Annotated in this window: 22 protein-coding genes and 2 pseudogenes; 8 read left to right on the top strand and 16 right to left on the bottom strand. The window is 60.4% G+C overall.

Translation table 11 applies throughout. From position 1 onward, the window contains the following. The first annotated feature begins 150 nt into the window (after positions 1 to 150). Positions 151 to 399, top strand: a complete 249-nt coding sequence (locus JQ597_RS20475) for a hypothetical protein (RefSeq protein WP_212266012.1) — start codon at positions 151 to 153, stop codon at positions 397 to 399. A gap of 132 nt (positions 400 to 531) precedes the next feature. Here JQ597_RS20475 and JQ597_RS20470 read toward each other — a convergent pair whose 3' ends face one another. Continuing rightward, positions 532 to 717 (bottom strand): hypothetical protein, encoded by a 186-nt coding sequence (locus JQ597_RS20470; protein WP_212266011.1) that lies wholly within the window; start codon positions 715 to 717, stop codon positions 532 to 534. A gap of 95 nt (positions 718 to 812) precedes the next feature. Next, positions 813 to 1,268, bottom strand: coding sequence for a GNAT family N-acetyltransferase (locus JQ597_RS20465; protein ID WP_212266010.1), 456 nt, complete (start codon positions 1,266 to 1,268; stop codon positions 813 to 815). A gap of 296 nt (positions 1,269 to 1,564) precedes the next feature. Between JQ597_RS20465 and JQ597_RS20460 the strand changes: the two genes are divergently transcribed. After that, positions 1,565 to 2,875 (top strand): TadE/TadG family type IV pilus assembly protein, encoded by a 1,311-nt coding sequence (locus tag JQ597_RS20460; RefSeq protein ID WP_312011801.1) that lies wholly within the window; start codon positions 1,565 to 1,567, stop codon positions 2,873 to 2,875. Here the strand turns inward: JQ597_RS20460 and JQ597_RS20455 are convergent. The 4 genes and pseudogenes from JQ597_RS20455 to JQ597_RS38125 form a co-directional block, all read right to left on the bottom strand. Beyond that, positions 2,872 to 3,150: pseudogene (locus tag JQ597_RS20455) on the bottom strand (transposase); the annotation flags it as partial. The gene JQ597_RS20460 and the pseudogene JQ597_RS20455 sit on opposite strands and share 4 nt — an antisense overlap. Positions 3,151 to 3,168: 18 nt before the next feature. Continuing rightward, on the bottom strand, positions 3,169 to 3,915 hold the full coding sequence (locus JQ597_RS20450; protein WP_212390062.1) for an alpha/beta fold hydrolase: 747 nt from the start codon (positions 3,913 to 3,915) through the stop codon (positions 3,169 to 3,171). Between the two features lie 383 nt (positions 3,916 to 4,298). Continuing rightward, positions 4,299 to 4,562: a DUF3551 domain-containing protein gene (locus JQ597_RS20445; RefSeq protein ID WP_192739909.1), complete on the bottom strand. Its 264-nt coding sequence runs from the start codon at positions 4,560 to 4,562 to the stop codon at positions 4,299 to 4,301. An 84-nt stretch (positions 4,563 to 4,646) separates the two neighbouring features. Then, positions 4,647 to 4,775, bottom strand: coding sequence for a hypothetical protein (locus tag JQ597_RS38125; RefSeq protein ID WP_283813443.1), 129 nt, complete (start codon positions 4,773 to 4,775; stop codon positions 4,647 to 4,649). 411 nt (positions 4,776 to 5,186) lie between these two features. Here JQ597_RS38125 and JQ597_RS20440 point away from each other — a divergent pair, with 411 nt between their 5' ends. After that, positions 5,187 to 5,453, top strand: a complete 267-nt coding sequence (locus JQ597_RS20440) for a DUF3551 domain-containing protein (protein ID WP_212266009.1) — start codon at positions 5,187 to 5,189, stop codon at positions 5,451 to 5,453. Between the two features lie 31 nt (positions 5,454 to 5,484). Here the strand turns inward: JQ597_RS20440 and JQ597_RS20435 are convergent, their stop codons facing one another. Beyond that, positions 5,485 to 5,664, bottom strand: a complete 180-nt coding sequence (locus JQ597_RS20435) for a hypothetical protein (RefSeq protein WP_212266008.1) — start codon at positions 5,662 to 5,664, stop codon at positions 5,485 to 5,487. 227 nt (positions 5,665 to 5,891) lie between these two features. After that, a complete protein-coding gene (locus JQ597_RS20430) occupies positions 5,892 to 6,131 on the bottom strand; it encodes a DUF6894 family protein (protein WP_212266007.1) in 240 nt (79 codons plus the stop codon). Between the two features lie 231 nt (positions 6,132 to 6,362). Between JQ597_RS20430 and JQ597_RS20425 the strand changes: the two genes are divergently transcribed. Beyond that, a complete protein-coding gene (locus JQ597_RS20425) occupies positions 6,363 to 6,596 on the top strand; it encodes a DUF6894 family protein (RefSeq protein WP_212266006.1) in 234 nt (77 codons plus the stop codon). Positions 6,597 to 6,684: 88 nt separating this feature from the next. On the opposite strand, the gene JQ597_RS20420 is transcribed toward JQ597_RS20425, so the two are convergent. Beyond that, positions 6,685 to 6,894 (bottom strand): hypothetical protein, encoded by a 210-nt coding sequence (locus JQ597_RS20420; protein ID WP_212266005.1) that lies wholly within the window; start codon positions 6,892 to 6,894, stop codon positions 6,685 to 6,687. 219 nt (positions 6,895 to 7,113) lie between these two features. Next, complete coding sequence (locus tag JQ597_RS20415; RefSeq protein WP_212266004.1) at positions 7,114 to 7,602, bottom strand: Crp/Fnr family transcriptional regulator; 489 nt, start codon at positions 7,600 to 7,602, stop codon at positions 7,114 to 7,116. A gap of 87 nt (positions 7,603 to 7,689) precedes the next feature. On the opposite strand from JQ597_RS20415, the gene JQ597_RS20410 reads away from it, so the two are divergent. Further along, complete coding sequence (locus tag JQ597_RS20410) at positions 7,690 to 7,869, top strand: hypothetical protein (protein WP_212266003.1); 180 nt, start codon at positions 7,690 to 7,692, stop codon at positions 7,867 to 7,869. Between the two features lie 639 nt (positions 7,870 to 8,508). Here JQ597_RS20410 and JQ597_RS20405 read toward each other — a convergent pair. Beyond that, positions 8,509 to 8,871: a GatB/YqeY domain-containing protein gene (locus JQ597_RS20405; RefSeq protein WP_212266002.1), complete on the bottom strand. Its 363-nt coding sequence runs from the start codon at positions 8,869 to 8,871 to the stop codon at positions 8,509 to 8,511. Positions 8,872 to 9,004: 133 nt separating this feature from the next. Here JQ597_RS20405 and JQ597_RS20400 point away from each other — a divergent pair, with 133 nt between their 5' ends. Further along, the gene (locus tag JQ597_RS20400) at positions 9,005 to 9,193 is read left to right on the top strand and encodes a hypothetical protein (protein WP_212002287.1); all 189 of its coding nucleotides are present in this window, start codon (positions 9,005 to 9,007) and stop codon (positions 9,191 to 9,193) included. Between the two features lie 121 nt (positions 9,194 to 9,314). Here the strand turns inward: JQ597_RS20400 and JQ597_RS20395 are convergent, their stop codons facing one another. The 5 genes from JQ597_RS20395 to JQ597_RS20380 all read right to left on the bottom strand — a co-directional run bounded on the left by JQ597_RS20395 (position 9,315) and on the right by JQ597_RS20380 (position 12,133). Next, on the bottom strand, positions 9,315 to 9,701 hold the full coding sequence (locus tag JQ597_RS20395; RefSeq protein ID WP_212266001.1) for a response regulator: 387 nt from the start codon (positions 9,699 to 9,701) through the stop codon (positions 9,315 to 9,317). Between the two features lie 179 nt (positions 9,702 to 9,880). Next, entirely contained in the window at positions 9,881 to 10,078 is a 198-nt protein-coding gene (locus JQ597_RS20390; protein ID WP_192739899.1) for a hypothetical protein, read from the bottom strand. Positions 10,079 to 11,064: 986 nt separating this feature from the next. After that, complete coding sequence (locus tag JQ597_RS38120; protein ID WP_283813442.1) at positions 11,065 to 11,199, bottom strand: hypothetical protein; 135 nt, start codon at positions 11,197 to 11,199, stop codon at positions 11,065 to 11,067. 134 nt (positions 11,200 to 11,333) lie between these two features. Then, entirely contained in the window at positions 11,334 to 11,492 is a 159-nt protein-coding gene (locus JQ597_RS20385; protein ID WP_192739897.1) for a hypothetical protein, read from the bottom strand. A 314-nt stretch (positions 11,493 to 11,806) separates the two neighbouring features. Further along, positions 11,807 to 12,133 (bottom strand): hypothetical protein, encoded by a 327-nt coding sequence (locus tag JQ597_RS20380; RefSeq protein WP_212266000.1) that lies wholly within the window; start codon positions 12,131 to 12,133, stop codon positions 11,807 to 11,809. A 362-nt stretch (positions 12,134 to 12,495) separates the two neighbouring features. On the opposite strand from JQ597_RS20380, the pseudogene JQ597_RS38485 reads away from it, so the two are divergent. Together JQ597_RS38485 and JQ597_RS37715 are read left to right on the top strand one after the other, a co-directional pair. Beyond that, positions 12,496 to 12,951 (top strand): annotated as a pseudogene (locus tag JQ597_RS38485) (NAD(P)-dependent oxidoreductase); the annotation flags it as partial. Between the two features lie 11 nt (positions 12,952 to 12,962). Continuing rightward, positions 12,963 to 13,142, top strand: a complete 180-nt coding sequence (locus JQ597_RS37715; protein WP_249148054.1) for a hypothetical protein — start codon at positions 12,963 to 12,965, stop codon at positions 13,140 to 13,142. Positions 13,143 to 13,465: the final 323 nt, after the last annotated feature.

Genomic DNA, 13,465 nt, shown 5'->3' with positions numbered 1-13,465 from the left:
CCACTGCGGCCCGGGACAATGCCCGCTCTGCGCAGAAGCATTTCATAGCCGGATGGAGCACGACGGCAGCTTGAATGCTGCTGCGACGTTTCGCGGATCAGCCAGCGCTGCCGGCGCTGGAACCCCGCGGCCTGGACGGCGTTGACGTGTATGGCAACCGTTTTGCGAAAACCCGTGATCATTGCCGTGATTGTCGCGGCCGTCTCGATTACCACCATCATCCTGGTAGATCACACCAACCTGATCATTGACCGACGGCCACCCCAGACGCCTCCCGGCACGACATTCAATACGGTGAATGACGCCGGCGCGACGGTTAATCCGACCCGGCCTGAATCTGCGATCAAGCCGACGCCGCCCGGCCCGGCACCGGTTCAGCCGGCCATCCCGGCCAAGTAGCCGACAGCGCCGCTGGTGCGCAAAAAAACCGATCGTGGTTGCCGGCAATCGCCTGCGAGTCGATGAATTCAGGATATCGGGCCGCGCCTTGCGCGGGACCCGTTGGCTAATCCGGCCGCCGGCCCTACCGGGTCACTTGGCGTAGCCCTGGGATCGGAGCCACGCGACCTTGCGGTTTCCGTTCATCCAGTCGTCGGCATCTGCCTTGCTGGTCAGCCCGGTGATCTCGCGTTGTTCGCTGCCGGGATAATCTGCCTGGATAGTCCAGTCGTCATCTGCGATCCGGACGGTCTTGAAGGTCACTTTTGCTTTTGCCATGAGACATTATGCACCATCCGGAGGGGACTGTGTGAGGTTTCTGAGGATTGAAACCAGCGCGCGGGCAATGAAAAAGGCCGGCAACCGAGGCGGCCTTATCGTTCCAGCACATAGACCGTCTGGTTATGCTCCCCACCCCGTGCTCGATGGGGGTCCATCCCATCCGCGTGTAGAATGCCAATCGCTCCGGCGATGAGCACAGATAGGCGCGCGGGAAGCCGCGTTCGAAACAGCATTGCGCCGCATGCCCGCACCAGCGCGCGTCCAACCTCTTGCCGCCTGTGCTCCGGCTCAACCCACACGGCGGCTACCCACGGCGCGTACTGCCTGCGTTCGGGAAGATCGCACGCGATGCCAAGTGTCGACCCCAGATACCGATCTCCGTCCGCCGCGACGACAGCAAAGGAGATGGGATCGCCCTTCATCATATCGAGCAAGCCGTTCGATACCGTGGAGTATGGGTGGCCGGAGGGGTCCCACCAGGCACGCCACACCCGGTCAGCGACGGTATTGAAGAACTCAGGCCGCTCCCGCAGGTCAAATATCTGCAAATGACGTCCCCCGACAAGGACGGCGAAATTTCTAGCCAGGACACTCCCGAAATCAATTTGGGCCACCGGGGGCAGACACGGACGTCGCCCAGGACGGACCGGCGACAGCTTGATCCGCCTGCCCAAATTGAAAGCATAACGGCAACAATTCCGTAGAAGTACGGAAATCGCGCACCGCCAAAGCAGCGCCTTGCGGGAAATCGCGGGGATCGTTCAATGGAACTTTAGTGTTTGCCGTCTATCAAGCCCGGCACCGACCATTACCGGCTGACATAGATCCGAGGGCGAGCCCAACCGTGCATCTTCAATTTTTTCGGGCTCTGGCCAACGTTGCCAATTCGACGAGGATCGGCGCGATCGAGTGCGTCGCCCGCTTTGGAAAAAACAGCTCGGGCAATATCGCGGTCCTGTTCGGGATTGTCCTGGTGCCCCTGCTGATCGCCGTCGGCTGCGCCATCGACTATTCGGTGGCGAACAATCAGCGCACCAAGATGCAGTCGGCGCTCGATGCCGCGATCCTGGCCGGCTCGATCGCCGGCAAACAAGCGCTCGATTCCGGCGCCAGCAGCACCGCGGCGATTGCGGCAGCCAATGCCGCTGCCGCCAATTTCTTCTCCGCCAATATAACATCGGGCATCTCGGCCAGCATCAGTACCACCTTCACGATGAACGGCCTCACGCTTGCGGGAAAGGGAACGGCGACGGGCACCGTTTCCAACTCCTTCATGAAGGTGGCCGGCCATCCGACCACGCAATTGTCGACGGCCTCGCAGTCGAGTTCGACGGCCCAACCTTACCTGAACGTCTACCTCCTGATCGACATCTCCGCATCGATGCTGTTGCCATCGACCAGTGCGGGCATCACGCAGATGATGAACGGCCAGGGCGGCTGCGCGCTGGCCTGTCATGACAAGGCCAACGGCACCGATTCATATGCCTGGGCCCTGAACAAGGGAATCGAATTGCGCTACCAGGTCGTCAATCAGGGCGTCCAGAATCTGCTGACACACCTCAACAGCAATTCCAGCCTGAAATCCCACGTCAAGGTCGGGCTGTGGTCGTTCGACGACAACCTGACGCAACTGACGGCTCCGACCTACACCTATTCGATGGTATCCGGCAATTTCCCGGCGCCTGCGCTTGCCAACACCGACGCATCGGCGGCAACGCCCTTCAACAGCCTGATATCGAAATTCATCAGCGATGTCGGCCCCGCCGGTGACGGCAGCTCAGCGTCGAGTCCGCAGAAAATGGTGATCATTGCCACCGACGGCGTCAACGATCCGACACGGGCGTGGGTCTCGGAGCCATCGCTTCGATCCCAGGTCAAGGTGTTCGATACGGCCTTCTGCAGCACGTTCAAGAGCAAGGGCGTCACCGTTGCGATCATCAATACGCCCTATTATCCGATGACCTGGGACTGGGGTTACAACGCGACGCTCGGCCAGCCCGGCAGCCTCGGCGGCGCGACCCGCGTCGACGATATTCCGATCGCATTGTCGGCGTGCGCAGGCAAGTATTTTACGGTGGCGTCAGACGTCGCCTCGATCCAATCGGCGTTCACAAAGCTTTTTGTGGCGGCGTCGCCGATACGGCTGACGAACTAGCGCGTGGACTCATAAGCGCGGAGCCATAGCCTGATTGACGCAAGTTGCACGAAGGCAAGGAAGTTGGCAGCCAGCTCGTCGTAGCGCGTCGCAACCCGACGGCATTGCTTGATCGGATTGAAGAAACGCTCGATCCGGTTGCGCTCGCGGTAGAGATAAGGGCTGAAGCAGATCGGATCGTTGCGATTGCGTTTTGGCGGGATGTTGGCCCATGCGCCTCGCCTCATGGCGAGCCCCCTGATCCAATCGGCGTCATAGCCACGGTCGGCAAGCAACGTTGATAAAGACCTGACCTAGCTGAGGTTTGCCAAGAACGCGTTTATCGCATCCGCACCTTGTTTGGGCTGCTGGCACATCCACCAATGACCCGCTCCTTCCAGCACTGCGACTTTTGCGCCGGCGCGCTCTGCAGAACGGCGCGCGAGCGTTTCTCCGCCAACAAAGGTATCTTCCGTAGCGATAATCGCTAGGCCGGGTTTGGCAACGGCTCGCGGCAAGCTCGCACCGAGATCGCGCATCACCGGTTGAGCGGCTGATCTGTACAGCGACAAAATCGCTCGACCCAGGTCCGCGTTCGCACCTGCGATCACTTTCTGAGCGATTGCTCTGGTCATGCCCAGGCTCACGTACCGCTCGACTCGGGCCTCTGCCGGCATGCTGGCCATCTGTGCAAGCGCCTGCTCGCCGATTTCTGCCGTCTGCCAAGCCTGTGCCATGTCGTGCCAGACGTAATCAGGGTCGAAGGCGCCCAAAATATCACTTGCCCAGGACCGTATCAGATCTGGACGGTCCATCGCGATGCGGATGACATGTCCGCCACCCCAATCATGTCCCACAAGATCGATGGGTTGTGCCAACTTTCCAAGTTCGACGGCGAGCCAGTCGCGATAAGCGTCGGTGGAACAGTCAAAGCCCGAAGGGATTGCGGAGCCAAACCCGGGTGGAGACAGACGAACAACGTCGTGGTTGCGCAAATGCGGGACTAAGTCGTCCCATACTGCCTCTGTTTCAGGATTTCCGTGAACGAAAACAATCGTCATCGCGGATCCCCCTTAAACAACGTTTTCGCAATGCCTGTGCGTACCGCCGTAACCTATCGCTTCGACGTTAATGCGGAAAGCGGGCTTCAAGGTGGTTTTTTGGTCGGGTCACGGTAAATTTGGGGTGGGCATGTCAGCTCATGGGCACTTCTCGGACATCCAGCATTGTCCGCTTTCTAGTCGCTATTGGTGGCATAGCGGACATCGGAAATTTATGAGTACACGGCCTAACGCGTCGAGCGGATGAGCTGGAGCGCCATCCGCCGTTCGAACCCAAGACAGGAGGGCGGACTGCGCCGCCACCTGTTCATCGGGCCGCGCCTTGCGCGACCCGTCGGGCTCTTTCCGCCCTATGGCCCTGGCCGAAACAGGCCGCGCGCAGATCAGTACCGGTCGTAGTAACGGCCACGCGGATAGTAGGCGTAGGCGTGCATGGGGTTGATGCCGCAATAGGCGTCGGTCCCGTACGCGGTCGCCATGCACTGCTGGTAGCTGGAGAACTGGCAATTGCCGGGATAGCCCCACTGGCGGCCCTGCAGGCAATAGCGATCCTGGATGCGCTCGGCTGCGGGTGCTGGCGACATCGATCCGACGACGGTCAAGGCGGAAACGGCTGCCAGAATGGCAAGGGAAACATTGCGGCGCATGGTCGAAACTCCTCGAATTGCTGTGAATCGCTTTCGATAGATAGACGGGCCAACCCCTCCAAAAGTTCAAACCCCCGGGGCGAATTAATTCCTGGTCATGTTCGAGGCGTTCATGACGTGGCTGGTCGCTGCCGGCGGATGATATCTGTTGTTGGGGTGCATCGCCGCCGCAGCGAGCAGGGCGAGAAGCACGAAACCGACTATCTTGCGCATCGTCCCGCTCGGTGTTTGGCGAGGAGCTCGCCGTTGATCTGGAGCGAGTGTGCCGAGGCTGTTTTTGCAGGAATGTGATCGGAATCACAAAGGGCGCCCAACTGAAGCGGCCTTATCTGTGTTGATGCTCAAGCCTATCACCAAGCCTAATAACGAAGCCTTGTAACGAAGCCTCGGCCGCTCGGAACCTTCTGACCCATCACGGATTTTCACCCCATGTACCTGAAAAAGCCGGCAGGGATGACCGAGGCGGCTAAATTCGAGGGCGTGCGGCGGGAGAAGGCGCGCTAGTATCAGTGACCGTGTTGCGCGTCTGTGCCGTGCTTTGGCGGCAGACGTTTCGCTCCGGCAAGCGGGCTCAACAATAAACCCGCGAGGCTGTTCTGGTTGGCGACTTCGAGGGATGTTCCGATGCGCATTTTGGCTTTGGCGTTTCTGACGATTGGTCTGGTTACCGCAGCCGAACAAGCTCCGGCGCAGACCTATGACCCGGCGTTTCCAGTTTGTGCGCATGTCGTTCCACCGAGAGGCGGTTCTTTCGAAGATTGCACCTACTATACGATGGCCCAATGCGCGGCATCGGCTTCCGGCCGCGCTGCGCAGTGCCTCCTCAACCCGTTTTACGCTCATGCGGCAGCGCCGAGACAAAGCGAGCGGCGTTATCGCCGGGGCTACTGAGCCGGTCCAGCAGGCCCGTTGGCGGCCCTATTCATCGGCTGCCCGATTTTGAAAGGGCCCGGTCGACGGCCAGCACCACCTGCGTGATGGCCTCGCTGCGCGTTTTCGTTTCGCCGGTTTTGGTGGTGTGGTCGTCAAGCGTCACCGCCCATCGCCACGAATTGGGCTGATCGCCTTCGAAAACCAGATAATTCTTGCCGCGGTATTCCATCGGAAAAAATTCGATACTTGTCTGCAATCAATGCCGGTCGCGCTAATCTCTCAACATACCACGGTTCTGCATCCGGCCGCACGATGAAATTCGTGCGCCACAGCCGAACGGGTGGCCGCGCTGGCAGGCGCGAAGCTTTCAAGGCCATCAGGCCAGCCCCTGCCCTCCCTGGCAATGATGACGGACCTGACAAGGCCCAATGAAAAGGCCGCAATGAGACGCTGGTTCTATTTCTCCCGCAGCGCTCGCGGCAGCGCGTCGTGCAGATGGACGGTATCCAGCACGTTTCCTGCCTCGTCCGCGATCAGAATCCTCATCGGCATGCCGTCGGCAGCGAGGACGATCCACTCGGCAAGCAATTCGCGCGCCGCCAGCAGCGCTTCCCGGCGCGCGGCTTCGAGGTCGGGCAGTTCGGTGCCGTCAGGATCGGTGTCCAGCTCATCGATGTGAAAATAATATCGCGGCATGCCGGTTTCTCAACCACCAAGGCGAACACGCTACTCAACCTACACATTCGCAATAGGTTGCTCTGTCGGTCAGCGAACAATGGCTACAGAGTCTTGCAAGCTTTCCGTCCCAACGTTGCTTAGCGAGCAGACCAACGGCGAAGGGGCAGTTAGCGTGCGGACATCATCGCCCGATTCCCCAGGTATATATCGGTGACAGAGCGACGCTCCCGCCTTCCCCGGAGCACAACTATGGCGCGGCATTATTTCCACTTGGCGAATGGCGCCACAACCCTGGACCCGACCGGCCTTGACCTTGCGGATTTGGGCGCGGTCCAGGAGGAAGCCGTTCGCGCCGTCCGGGAGTTGCTGAACCTCGGCAAAACCGACGGCCTCTGGTCGGGCGATCCCTGGAAGGTGTGGGTCACGGACGGCCCCGACGGCACCGGGCGAACAATCCTCACCGTAGAACTCACGACCGGGTAACGCCACGCGCCGGGCACAGCCGGCCGGGCCGCCCGTTGCCTGCTATGCCGGCAGCTTTCTGTTACGCTGCAGGACGCGCGGTGCCCATTCACTTGCGCGATGCCAGCGCTGGCGACGACAGCCACCGGTTCATGCGTGAAGCTGTTTCAGCCTGTTGCGCCCGGCGCAAAAGCAGCTCCCGAGCCATGCTGCCGGCAGGTTGCTCTTCCGCCGCTTCCTTGAATCGCAGGGCCTCCTCCGCCAGCCGCTCCTCAAAAGTGGCCGTGTGCTTGACCCGCCTCCTCCTCGTCTGAGCCATGGCATTCTACCTCACAAAAACTGCCAATGCCCGATTTTAAACCGCCGTCGCTCGGATCGTCTGCCCGGTTTCTGACATTTCAAACCCTCGCACCGCCCGGCCCGTTGCCGGCATTGGCTCGCCTGCGCGAGGCTTGCGACGTGTTGCGCTGGCATGGCATCGGGAAAATGGGACTGCGGTCAGGGCGCTGGAGGCGGTCGAATGAGGTGTGCTCTTTGATCAGCTGTCGAAGATGCGCGCGTAGTGAGAATTGACGGCTGCATCGCACTCGCACGCGCGCTGCTGAATCTTGGCAATGTCGAGGATGTGAACCCGGCCGCGCGAATAGGAGATCAATCCGGCGTCCTGTAATTTTCCCGCCACTGCCGTGACGCTGGTTCGGCGGACGCCGATCATTTGGGCGAGAAATTCCTGCGTCAACGGCATGTCGTCGCCGACGAGTTGTTGCATCCTCAGGAGCCATTTGCAGGTGCGGGAATAGACGTCATGAACCGCGTTGCACGCACAGGTCTGTTGCACCTGTGCGAGGAAGAACTGTTCATAGTGCATCAGCATCTTCCGAAGTTTAGGATTCTGCTGGGTGAGATCGCGCAGCCGATCGGCATCGACAACCGAAGCGGACCCTGCAACCAGCATCACGACATGGTTCAGGGAGATCTTGTGATCCATCGCGGGGCCTGCGCCGTACTGACCGTCCTTGCCGATCATGCCGGTTTCGATCCGCCCTCCGTTGGACAACTCGACGACGCAGGAAATGATGCCGCCATGCGGGAAGTATACCCTCTGGACATGCGCATGGGTTTCCGCGATCGCAAAACCGTGGCGCAGTTCTGCGATGGTGAGGTGCGGCTCGAGCTGCGCGAACGTGGCGCGATCGAGCCGGGACAGAAGTTGATTTTCGCGATGACCGCGCATGGCGCTCTCTCCGGAAAAGGCGGGAGCGCGACGAACTCTCAGTCACCGAAAGATGCCTAGGACGGCGCGGTGATAATGTCATCTAACCGACATTTACGGCCTTCGTCTGTCCTTTAGGCAACTTAACGGGCACGGGGATGAAGTCGACCGCTCAGGCCGAATAGGCCAGCGGTTCCGCTCTGGCCTGTTCGTGGGTTGTGAGAAGGATACGATACGGTGGAGGCGCGCGGCCCTAGAGCAACGCAAGCGCGATACCAAAGCACGCGATCAGCGTCGCGGTGCTCAGTGACATCACGACGAGAGCCTCTTCCTTGTGCTTTTCCAAATCGTCCATCCGGATTTTACGCCGACGGAGCGGCTTTGTTCCGCTGCCAGCCTATCGCGCGGAGTTTCATTTCCGGAACTCTTGGGGCGCATGTACCAAAGCGCATTTCGCGGCCGACCCGAACACCAAAGGGCGGATGACGCCGGAGCCGGGACGAACTTCACAGGACCTGAGGCGGCCTAGCCGGACGATCTCGCCATGTGAGAAATGACGGCCTTCGCACTGCGGGAATAGTGCGAGCCATGAAAATGCTCGTCCACAAATTGGAGCACAAGGAGAGCAACGATCGTGGCCGCCAACACCCTCATTCGAATATCGTCGCGCCGGGGACTTAACGGCAAGTAAAGAGGCCGCCAACTGCGGCGGCCTCAACTTCATTCCACAAGCCCAAGATAGCGCTTTGCCATCGCCGCTTCGGTACGCAAGGCTGCGGCGCGATCTGCTCTTTCGATACGGATCATCTCATCCGCGGCGTGCTCACGTTCGCTTATTTCCGCAGCCAGGATCACCTGCAATTGCGCATGTCCGAGAGCGAGCCGATCAATTTCTGCCGTGCCCTCCTTGAACCGGTGCTGATCGGCAGCCTTCCGATCAGCGTCAAGCGGCGGCGCCTCGGCATTGTCGATTGCCGCAACCAGCGCCCGAATGAGCTTAACTTCATCGGTGCGCCCTTCTTTCATGGCGGCGCGCAGATCGTCACGCATTCTGGCTTTCAGGGCCTGCGCGTCCAGGGTCATTTCCGCATCTCCTTCCCGTGTTGGCCGGAAATGCCATACAGCGCGTGGGACGGATTAGCGACAGGCCAAACTTCGGTAACGAAAAATTAACCCTGCTCGCGCCACCTTTTCATCAGATGGAGGACAGCCAAGAATGCAGGTTTTCAGAATGACGCTGAGTGACGGTGCGAGGAAATTCCACATCGCCATCCAGGCACCGGATGCCGCCGCCGCGGAGACCAAAGCCGCCGATTGTTTCGATACTTCGAAGTGGCAGATTCTGAATATCAGGCGCGCCGGCGTGGTGGCGGCCAGGCCGGAACCGCAATCCGTCGCGGCTTGATCCGCCGGGAATGTGATCCGGCCCTGCCCGCCGCGTTCGCTCAACCGGCCGCTGCCTTGTCTTCCTTGTCGATACCGCGCGCCATGGATGCGCCGATCGATCCGCTTCCGCGGCACATCGCCTACGACGGCGGCGTGCCGGTATTGAGCAGATTGGAAATGGCGGTCACAAGCTGCGCCGCGGCAAAGGGTTTGGCGAGCAGGACACTGTTGGGAACGCCCTTGGATGCCCACTCCCCTTCGTGAGTGCCGGTCACATAGATGACGGGCATCGCCGGATCGGCCTCTCTGGCAGCGCGAGCGACTTGCCATCCGTTCAGTCTTCCGAGCAGATTGATGTCGGTCACGACCGCCCGGTATTGAGTTTCATCACCCTGGAGAAGCGCAATGGCTTCCTCGCCGGATGTTGTGATGGCCGATTTGAACCCGCCGTCTGCAAGCGCATCTTCGACCATGGCCTGAATGAGCTGGTCGTCCTCGACGACCAGTATCGTAACCGCACGATCCACTTCAAACGCTCCCTGCTGCAGTGTTGCAGTCCTCCGGCAGGGCAAGTGACGCTGGAATGATTGGTTCCGAAATGATGTTCAAAAGTGCACATTGGACGCCGGGGGCTGCGTTAGGCGCGCAGGATCGGCGTTGGCTTCTGCAAGACAGGCCGTGGCTTGATCGACGCAGGCTTCGGGCGTCACCGCGGAGCCTGCAGGCCCGGTGACGCCAGCCATTCCTGCATGTGCGAAGCTGTCTCGGCCTGTCGGGCCCGGCGAATGAGCTTGTCGCGCGCAACTCCCGGCGGGGTGCCTCGCGCTTCCTTGCGCAGGCGTTCTGCCTCTTCCGTCAAGCGTTGATCCAGCGGGGCGGTCTGTTTGAAACTGCGTCGCTGCATGGCGCTGCTCCATTCCTGAGGGAGGCGGGAGCGCAACCGGCGGTCCATCACCGATGGAAGCCACTGGCCGGGCGGTGATGCCACGACAATACGCTGCCGGTACTGTTAGTTCTGTCCACTTGTGCACACAGCGCAAATCAGTGCGTAAGGCGGCGGCAGCGCAATCCACCGTCCATAGACAAAAATGGCGATGACGCCTTCCGCCTTCTCCTTGAGATACGGCGGACAAGTCGGCTGGCCCTTGAATGCCCTTTCTTGATGTGGCCACAAATTTCTTATCGTTTACACCCTAACTGTCTGTCGCTTCCTCGGGAGGCTTGGGAAGATGAAGGCTGGAGAACCGGCGCATTGCCCTACCTGTCAAAGCGACATGACCCTGGTTCGCACGCAGCCAGATCAACCCGGATTCGAGCTGCAAACCTTGCACTGCCCGAGCTGCGATATCACGCATCGCTGGATGGTCAGGAAGCAAGCATCGCCGCCAAGCGGGTCCAGACTTGCCGGGAAGCGACCCAGGCCCAAAATCCTCGCGCGTTTCTGGAAGAAAAAATAAAGCGCGTCGGGCGTGTTAGCGACAACGTGATCCGCCGTCCGGGCTCGAAGCAACATGGCCCCGGCGCTAGTTCTTCAGGACATCGTCGCTTGTCGCTGCGTCAACGGAGTCGACAGCGGCCATTGCCTCTTCTGCTTCTGCTTCTTCACTTTGAACCTGCCGGAAGAGAGTCGTAAAGCTCTCGGCGATCCGTCGCCAAGCAGCCCTGTCCGTCTCATTCGTGGCCCGTCGCGCTTGGTCGTGGGCCGCTAGCGCCCGCCGCCAATATTCGGCGCTGTTATCCATGTCAGTATCGCAATCGGGAAAAATACGTTTCGATCAATGTCACTAAACTGTCGCATCGGCGACCGCCGGTCAATCCGGCTCCCGGGCAATTCCGAGGTAGACCAGGACCAGGCGTCCGGTACTGGCCGAGGACATCAGCCAATCTGAATCAGGACAGTCTTTTTGCAGGGACTTGCGGGACGCTCGGCTTGCCCGGTTTTGGCTTGAGCGGTGGCAGATAGCGGCCGAGTTCGAACAGCGCCGCGAGAAGGTGGCAGATTGCTTCTACGACGACTTCGGCCATCTAACCCTCGCAGAGGGCAGTTCGGACGCCTCTGGATAGGTCGGAGGGCTGGGGAAGCAAGTTCAGTCACTTTTGGAGGCGGTCCTGATCACGGAATCAGGAAGCGCGCCGTGACCCGCACGGAGCGGAGTCCGTCAGAAATGGAACTTGATCAAAAGAGCGGGCACGACGGGTGTATTGACAACGGGCGGCTTGGGTTCCTTGTGGGGCACCGTTTGCCCCTTGGCGTTTTTGTCACCGCCGCTCACGAAGTCGAGTTCGGCATCGCTCAAGATCGAGGTCTGGCTGTGCATGGTCCCGCTCCGTGTTTTGGCGATATGTCGCCGTTGATCTGGAGCGAGTATGCCGTGGCGCTATCCCGCAGACTGTGACCGCAGTCACGCTTTCGCCATCTCGGACAAGCCGCTCTGAGTGAGCGGGCCGCTACGCTTCGCCAGCGCGCAGGGCGGATTGACGGCGGCGTGATCCGCCGTTCGAAGCGAATACAAAATGGTGGATTACGCCTTCAGCTTGATCCGCCGGCCCTAGCCGGTGCGATAGGCGTCCAACGCGTGCGCCACGAAAACGCCTATGCTGAGGAAGGCCAACAGGGCTGCTACGAGCTCGATCATCGCCGCCTCCCCTGGGTCATTGCCATGCCAACGATGGCAGCCGTGAGGAAATGGCGGTAAATCGAATTGAGGATGGCGACTAACATGACCGTTCCCCTTGTTTGAGCTTCCCCTTCTTTGAGCGGGGGCACCCTACCGGCGCTCTGTTTCAGGACGACTTCGCGGCCCGGGAAAACGGTTTCGTCCCGGCCGACCTGTTCGGTGACGAAATCGGCTCCCGCGGACATGCTGGAACCGAATACAAAATGGCGGATGACGCCTTCCGCCTTCGCTCTTTGAGCGACCGTGGACAGCTCGGCTCGATCCGCCTTGCGGACCGACACCTTGGTATGGCTCGCCCTCTCCCTCGGGCCCAATCGACCGCAAACGCACCGCGACGTAGCGTCGTCGATGGTTGCCGTGCGAAGGCGGCGGCGGTCAGCAGGGACAACATGAGCCAGGCGGCTGTCACAAACGACCAGGCTGCCTCGTCTTGAGGATCAGCGCGGTAAATTCTGTCGATGCCGCGGCCGCCAACCCAAGGAGTCCTTTCCATCATGTCGTCGCAACAACAACGCCTGAACTGCGCCCGGCAGGCCCCCGAGCTGTTGCTGCCTGAGTATCTTCGCGAAGATGCTTCCGGTTTCACGGACCAAACCACTGCGCATGGCGATCGCGCTTCGAAGCCGCGCGACGGGAGGGTGTGATGAACGTCGTTGTCTTTGGTGCAACGGGGTCGACAGGACGGCACGTCGTTGAGTCCGCCCTGTCCGCGGGTCACGTCGTCACTGCCTTTGTCCGTGACCCAAAGCGCATGCCCTTGACGCATCCGAGTCTCAGAATCGTCAAGGGCGATGCAATGGATCCGGCCTCGGTGGCATCTGCGGTCCAGGGTACGGATGCAATCATCTGCACGTTGGGGGCGATACCTCAGGCGAAAGACGATCGGGGTCGACGCCAGCCCGGTGTCCCGGTTTGCTCGGTGGGAACCAGGAACATTCTGGCCGCCATGCCTCGAGGCCGGGGCCGGCTCATCGTTGAGAGTTCGGTGAGTGTCGGTGAGAGCTACCACACCGGGAGTTTCGGCGCAGGCTTCCTGGTCAAGCTCGCACTCAAGGAGGTGATGGCAGACAAGGAGGAGCAGGAGGCAGCTGTTCGGGAGAGTGACTGCGATTGGACGATCGTTCGGCCGGCAACGCTGACATTCAAGCCGGCTCGCGGAAACCTGAAGGCCGGACCGATCTGCGCTGGAACATCACCTCAACAGCCACCCGCGCTGATGTGGCCGAGTACATGGTCAAGATCCTCGATGACCGCGCGACCTACAAGAAGGCCATAACGGTGCGCAACTAGGTTTGGCGGCGAACGGTCGTGTGCCCGTTTAGTGGAACATCGTTCACGGTAGGAGAACTACGGGAGTTCGCGAACGTCGATCCGGTCGGTGAGATGCATCAAGCCGATTATTGCGGCCAAGGTCGCCACGCCAAGACGTTGCGATAACCGCGAGCAATGGTACCGGTTTCCGGATTTTTAAAACGGCCCCAACGAGGGGGCCGCCAACCCGAATGGTACGGGTTTTCCTCCAGCAGTCGGGGGGCGCCTTTCTGGCTGGAAGCTTCAATCAGACGCTCTGACAAGTCAGAGGTTCCAAACCGAATTAGCCAGAGGGCGGATTA

Origin of the sequence: Bradyrhizobium sp. AUGA SZCCT0177 (genome assembly GCF_018130125.1) — a bacterium.
Lineage (GTDB): Bacteria > Pseudomonadota > Alphaproteobacteria > Rhizobiales > Xanthobacteraceae > Bradyrhizobium.
Note: the sequence above shows the minus strand (reverse complement) of the source record. Positions and strands in the feature narration are given on the sequence as shown.

What these genes read in the sequence shown, in the direction of transcription:
- JQ597_RS20425 (WP_212266006.1), top strand. Translation starts at nt 6,363, where the DNA reads ATGGCGCGGCATTATTTCCACTTGGCGAATGGCGCCACAACCCTGGAC.
- JQ597_RS20420 (WP_212266005.1), bottom strand. Translation starts at nt 6,894, where the DNA reads ATGGCTCAGACGAGGAGGAGGCGGGTCAAGCACACGGCCACTTTTGAG.
- JQ597_RS20400 (WP_212002287.1), top strand. Translation starts at nt 9,005, where the DNA reads ATGCAGGTTTTCAGAATGACGCTGAGTGACGGTGCGAGGAAATTCCAC.
- JQ597_RS20410 (WP_212266003.1), top strand. Translation starts at nt 7,690, where the DNA reads ATGGGTTTCCGCGATCGCAAAACCGTGGCGCAGTTCTGCGATGGTGAG.
- JQ597_RS20390 (WP_192739899.1), bottom strand. Translation starts at nt 10,078, where the DNA reads ATGCAGCGACGCAGTTTCAAACAGACCGCCCCGCTGGATCAACGCTTG.
- JQ597_RS20445 (WP_192739909.1), bottom strand. Translation starts at nt 4,562, where the DNA reads ATGCGCCGCAATGTTTCCCTTGCCATTCTGGCAGCCGTTTCCGCCTTG.
- JQ597_RS20385 (WP_192739897.1), bottom strand. Translation starts at nt 11,492, where the DNA reads ATGCACAGCCAGACCTCGATCTTGAGCGATGCCGAACTCGACTTCGTG.
- JQ597_RS20440 (WP_212266009.1), top strand. Translation starts at nt 5,187, where the DNA reads ATGCGCATTTTGGCTTTGGCGTTTCTGACGATTGGTCTGGTTACCGCA.
- JQ597_RS38125 (WP_283813443.1), bottom strand. Translation starts at nt 4,775, where the DNA reads ATGCGCAAGATAGTCGGTTTCGTGCTTCTCGCCCTGCTCGCTGCGGCG.
- JQ597_RS20475 (WP_212266012.1), top strand. Translation starts at nt 151, where the DNA reads ATGGCAACCGTTTTGCGAAAACCCGTGATCATTGCCGTGATTGTCGCG.
- JQ597_RS38120 (WP_283813442.1), bottom strand. Translation starts at nt 11,199, where the DNA reads ATGGCCGAAGTCGTCGTAGAAGCAATCTGCCACCTTCTCGCGGCGCTG.
- JQ597_RS20415 (WP_212266004.1), bottom strand. Translation starts at nt 7,602, where the DNA reads ATGATCGGCAAGGACGGTCAGTACGGCGCAGGCCCCGCGATGGATCAC.
- JQ597_RS20450 (WP_212390062.1), bottom strand. Translation starts at nt 3,915, where the DNA reads ATGACGATTGTTTTCGTTCACGGAAATCCTGAAACAGAGGCAGTATGG.
- JQ597_RS20405 (WP_212266002.1), bottom strand. Translation starts at nt 8,871, where the DNA reads ATGACCCTGGACGCGCAGGCCCTGAAAGCCAGAATGCGTGACGATCTG.
- JQ597_RS20430 (WP_212266007.1), bottom strand. Translation starts at nt 6,131, where the DNA reads ATGCCGCGATATTATTTTCACATCGATGAGCTGGACACCGATCCTGAC.
- JQ597_RS20470 (WP_212266011.1), bottom strand. Translation starts at nt 717, where the DNA reads ATGGCAAAAGCAAAAGTGACCTTCAAGACCGTCCGGATCGCAGATGAC.
- JQ597_RS20435 (WP_212266008.1), bottom strand. Translation starts at nt 5,664, where the DNA reads ATGGAATACCGCGGCAAGAATTATCTGGTTTTCGAAGGCGATCAGCCC.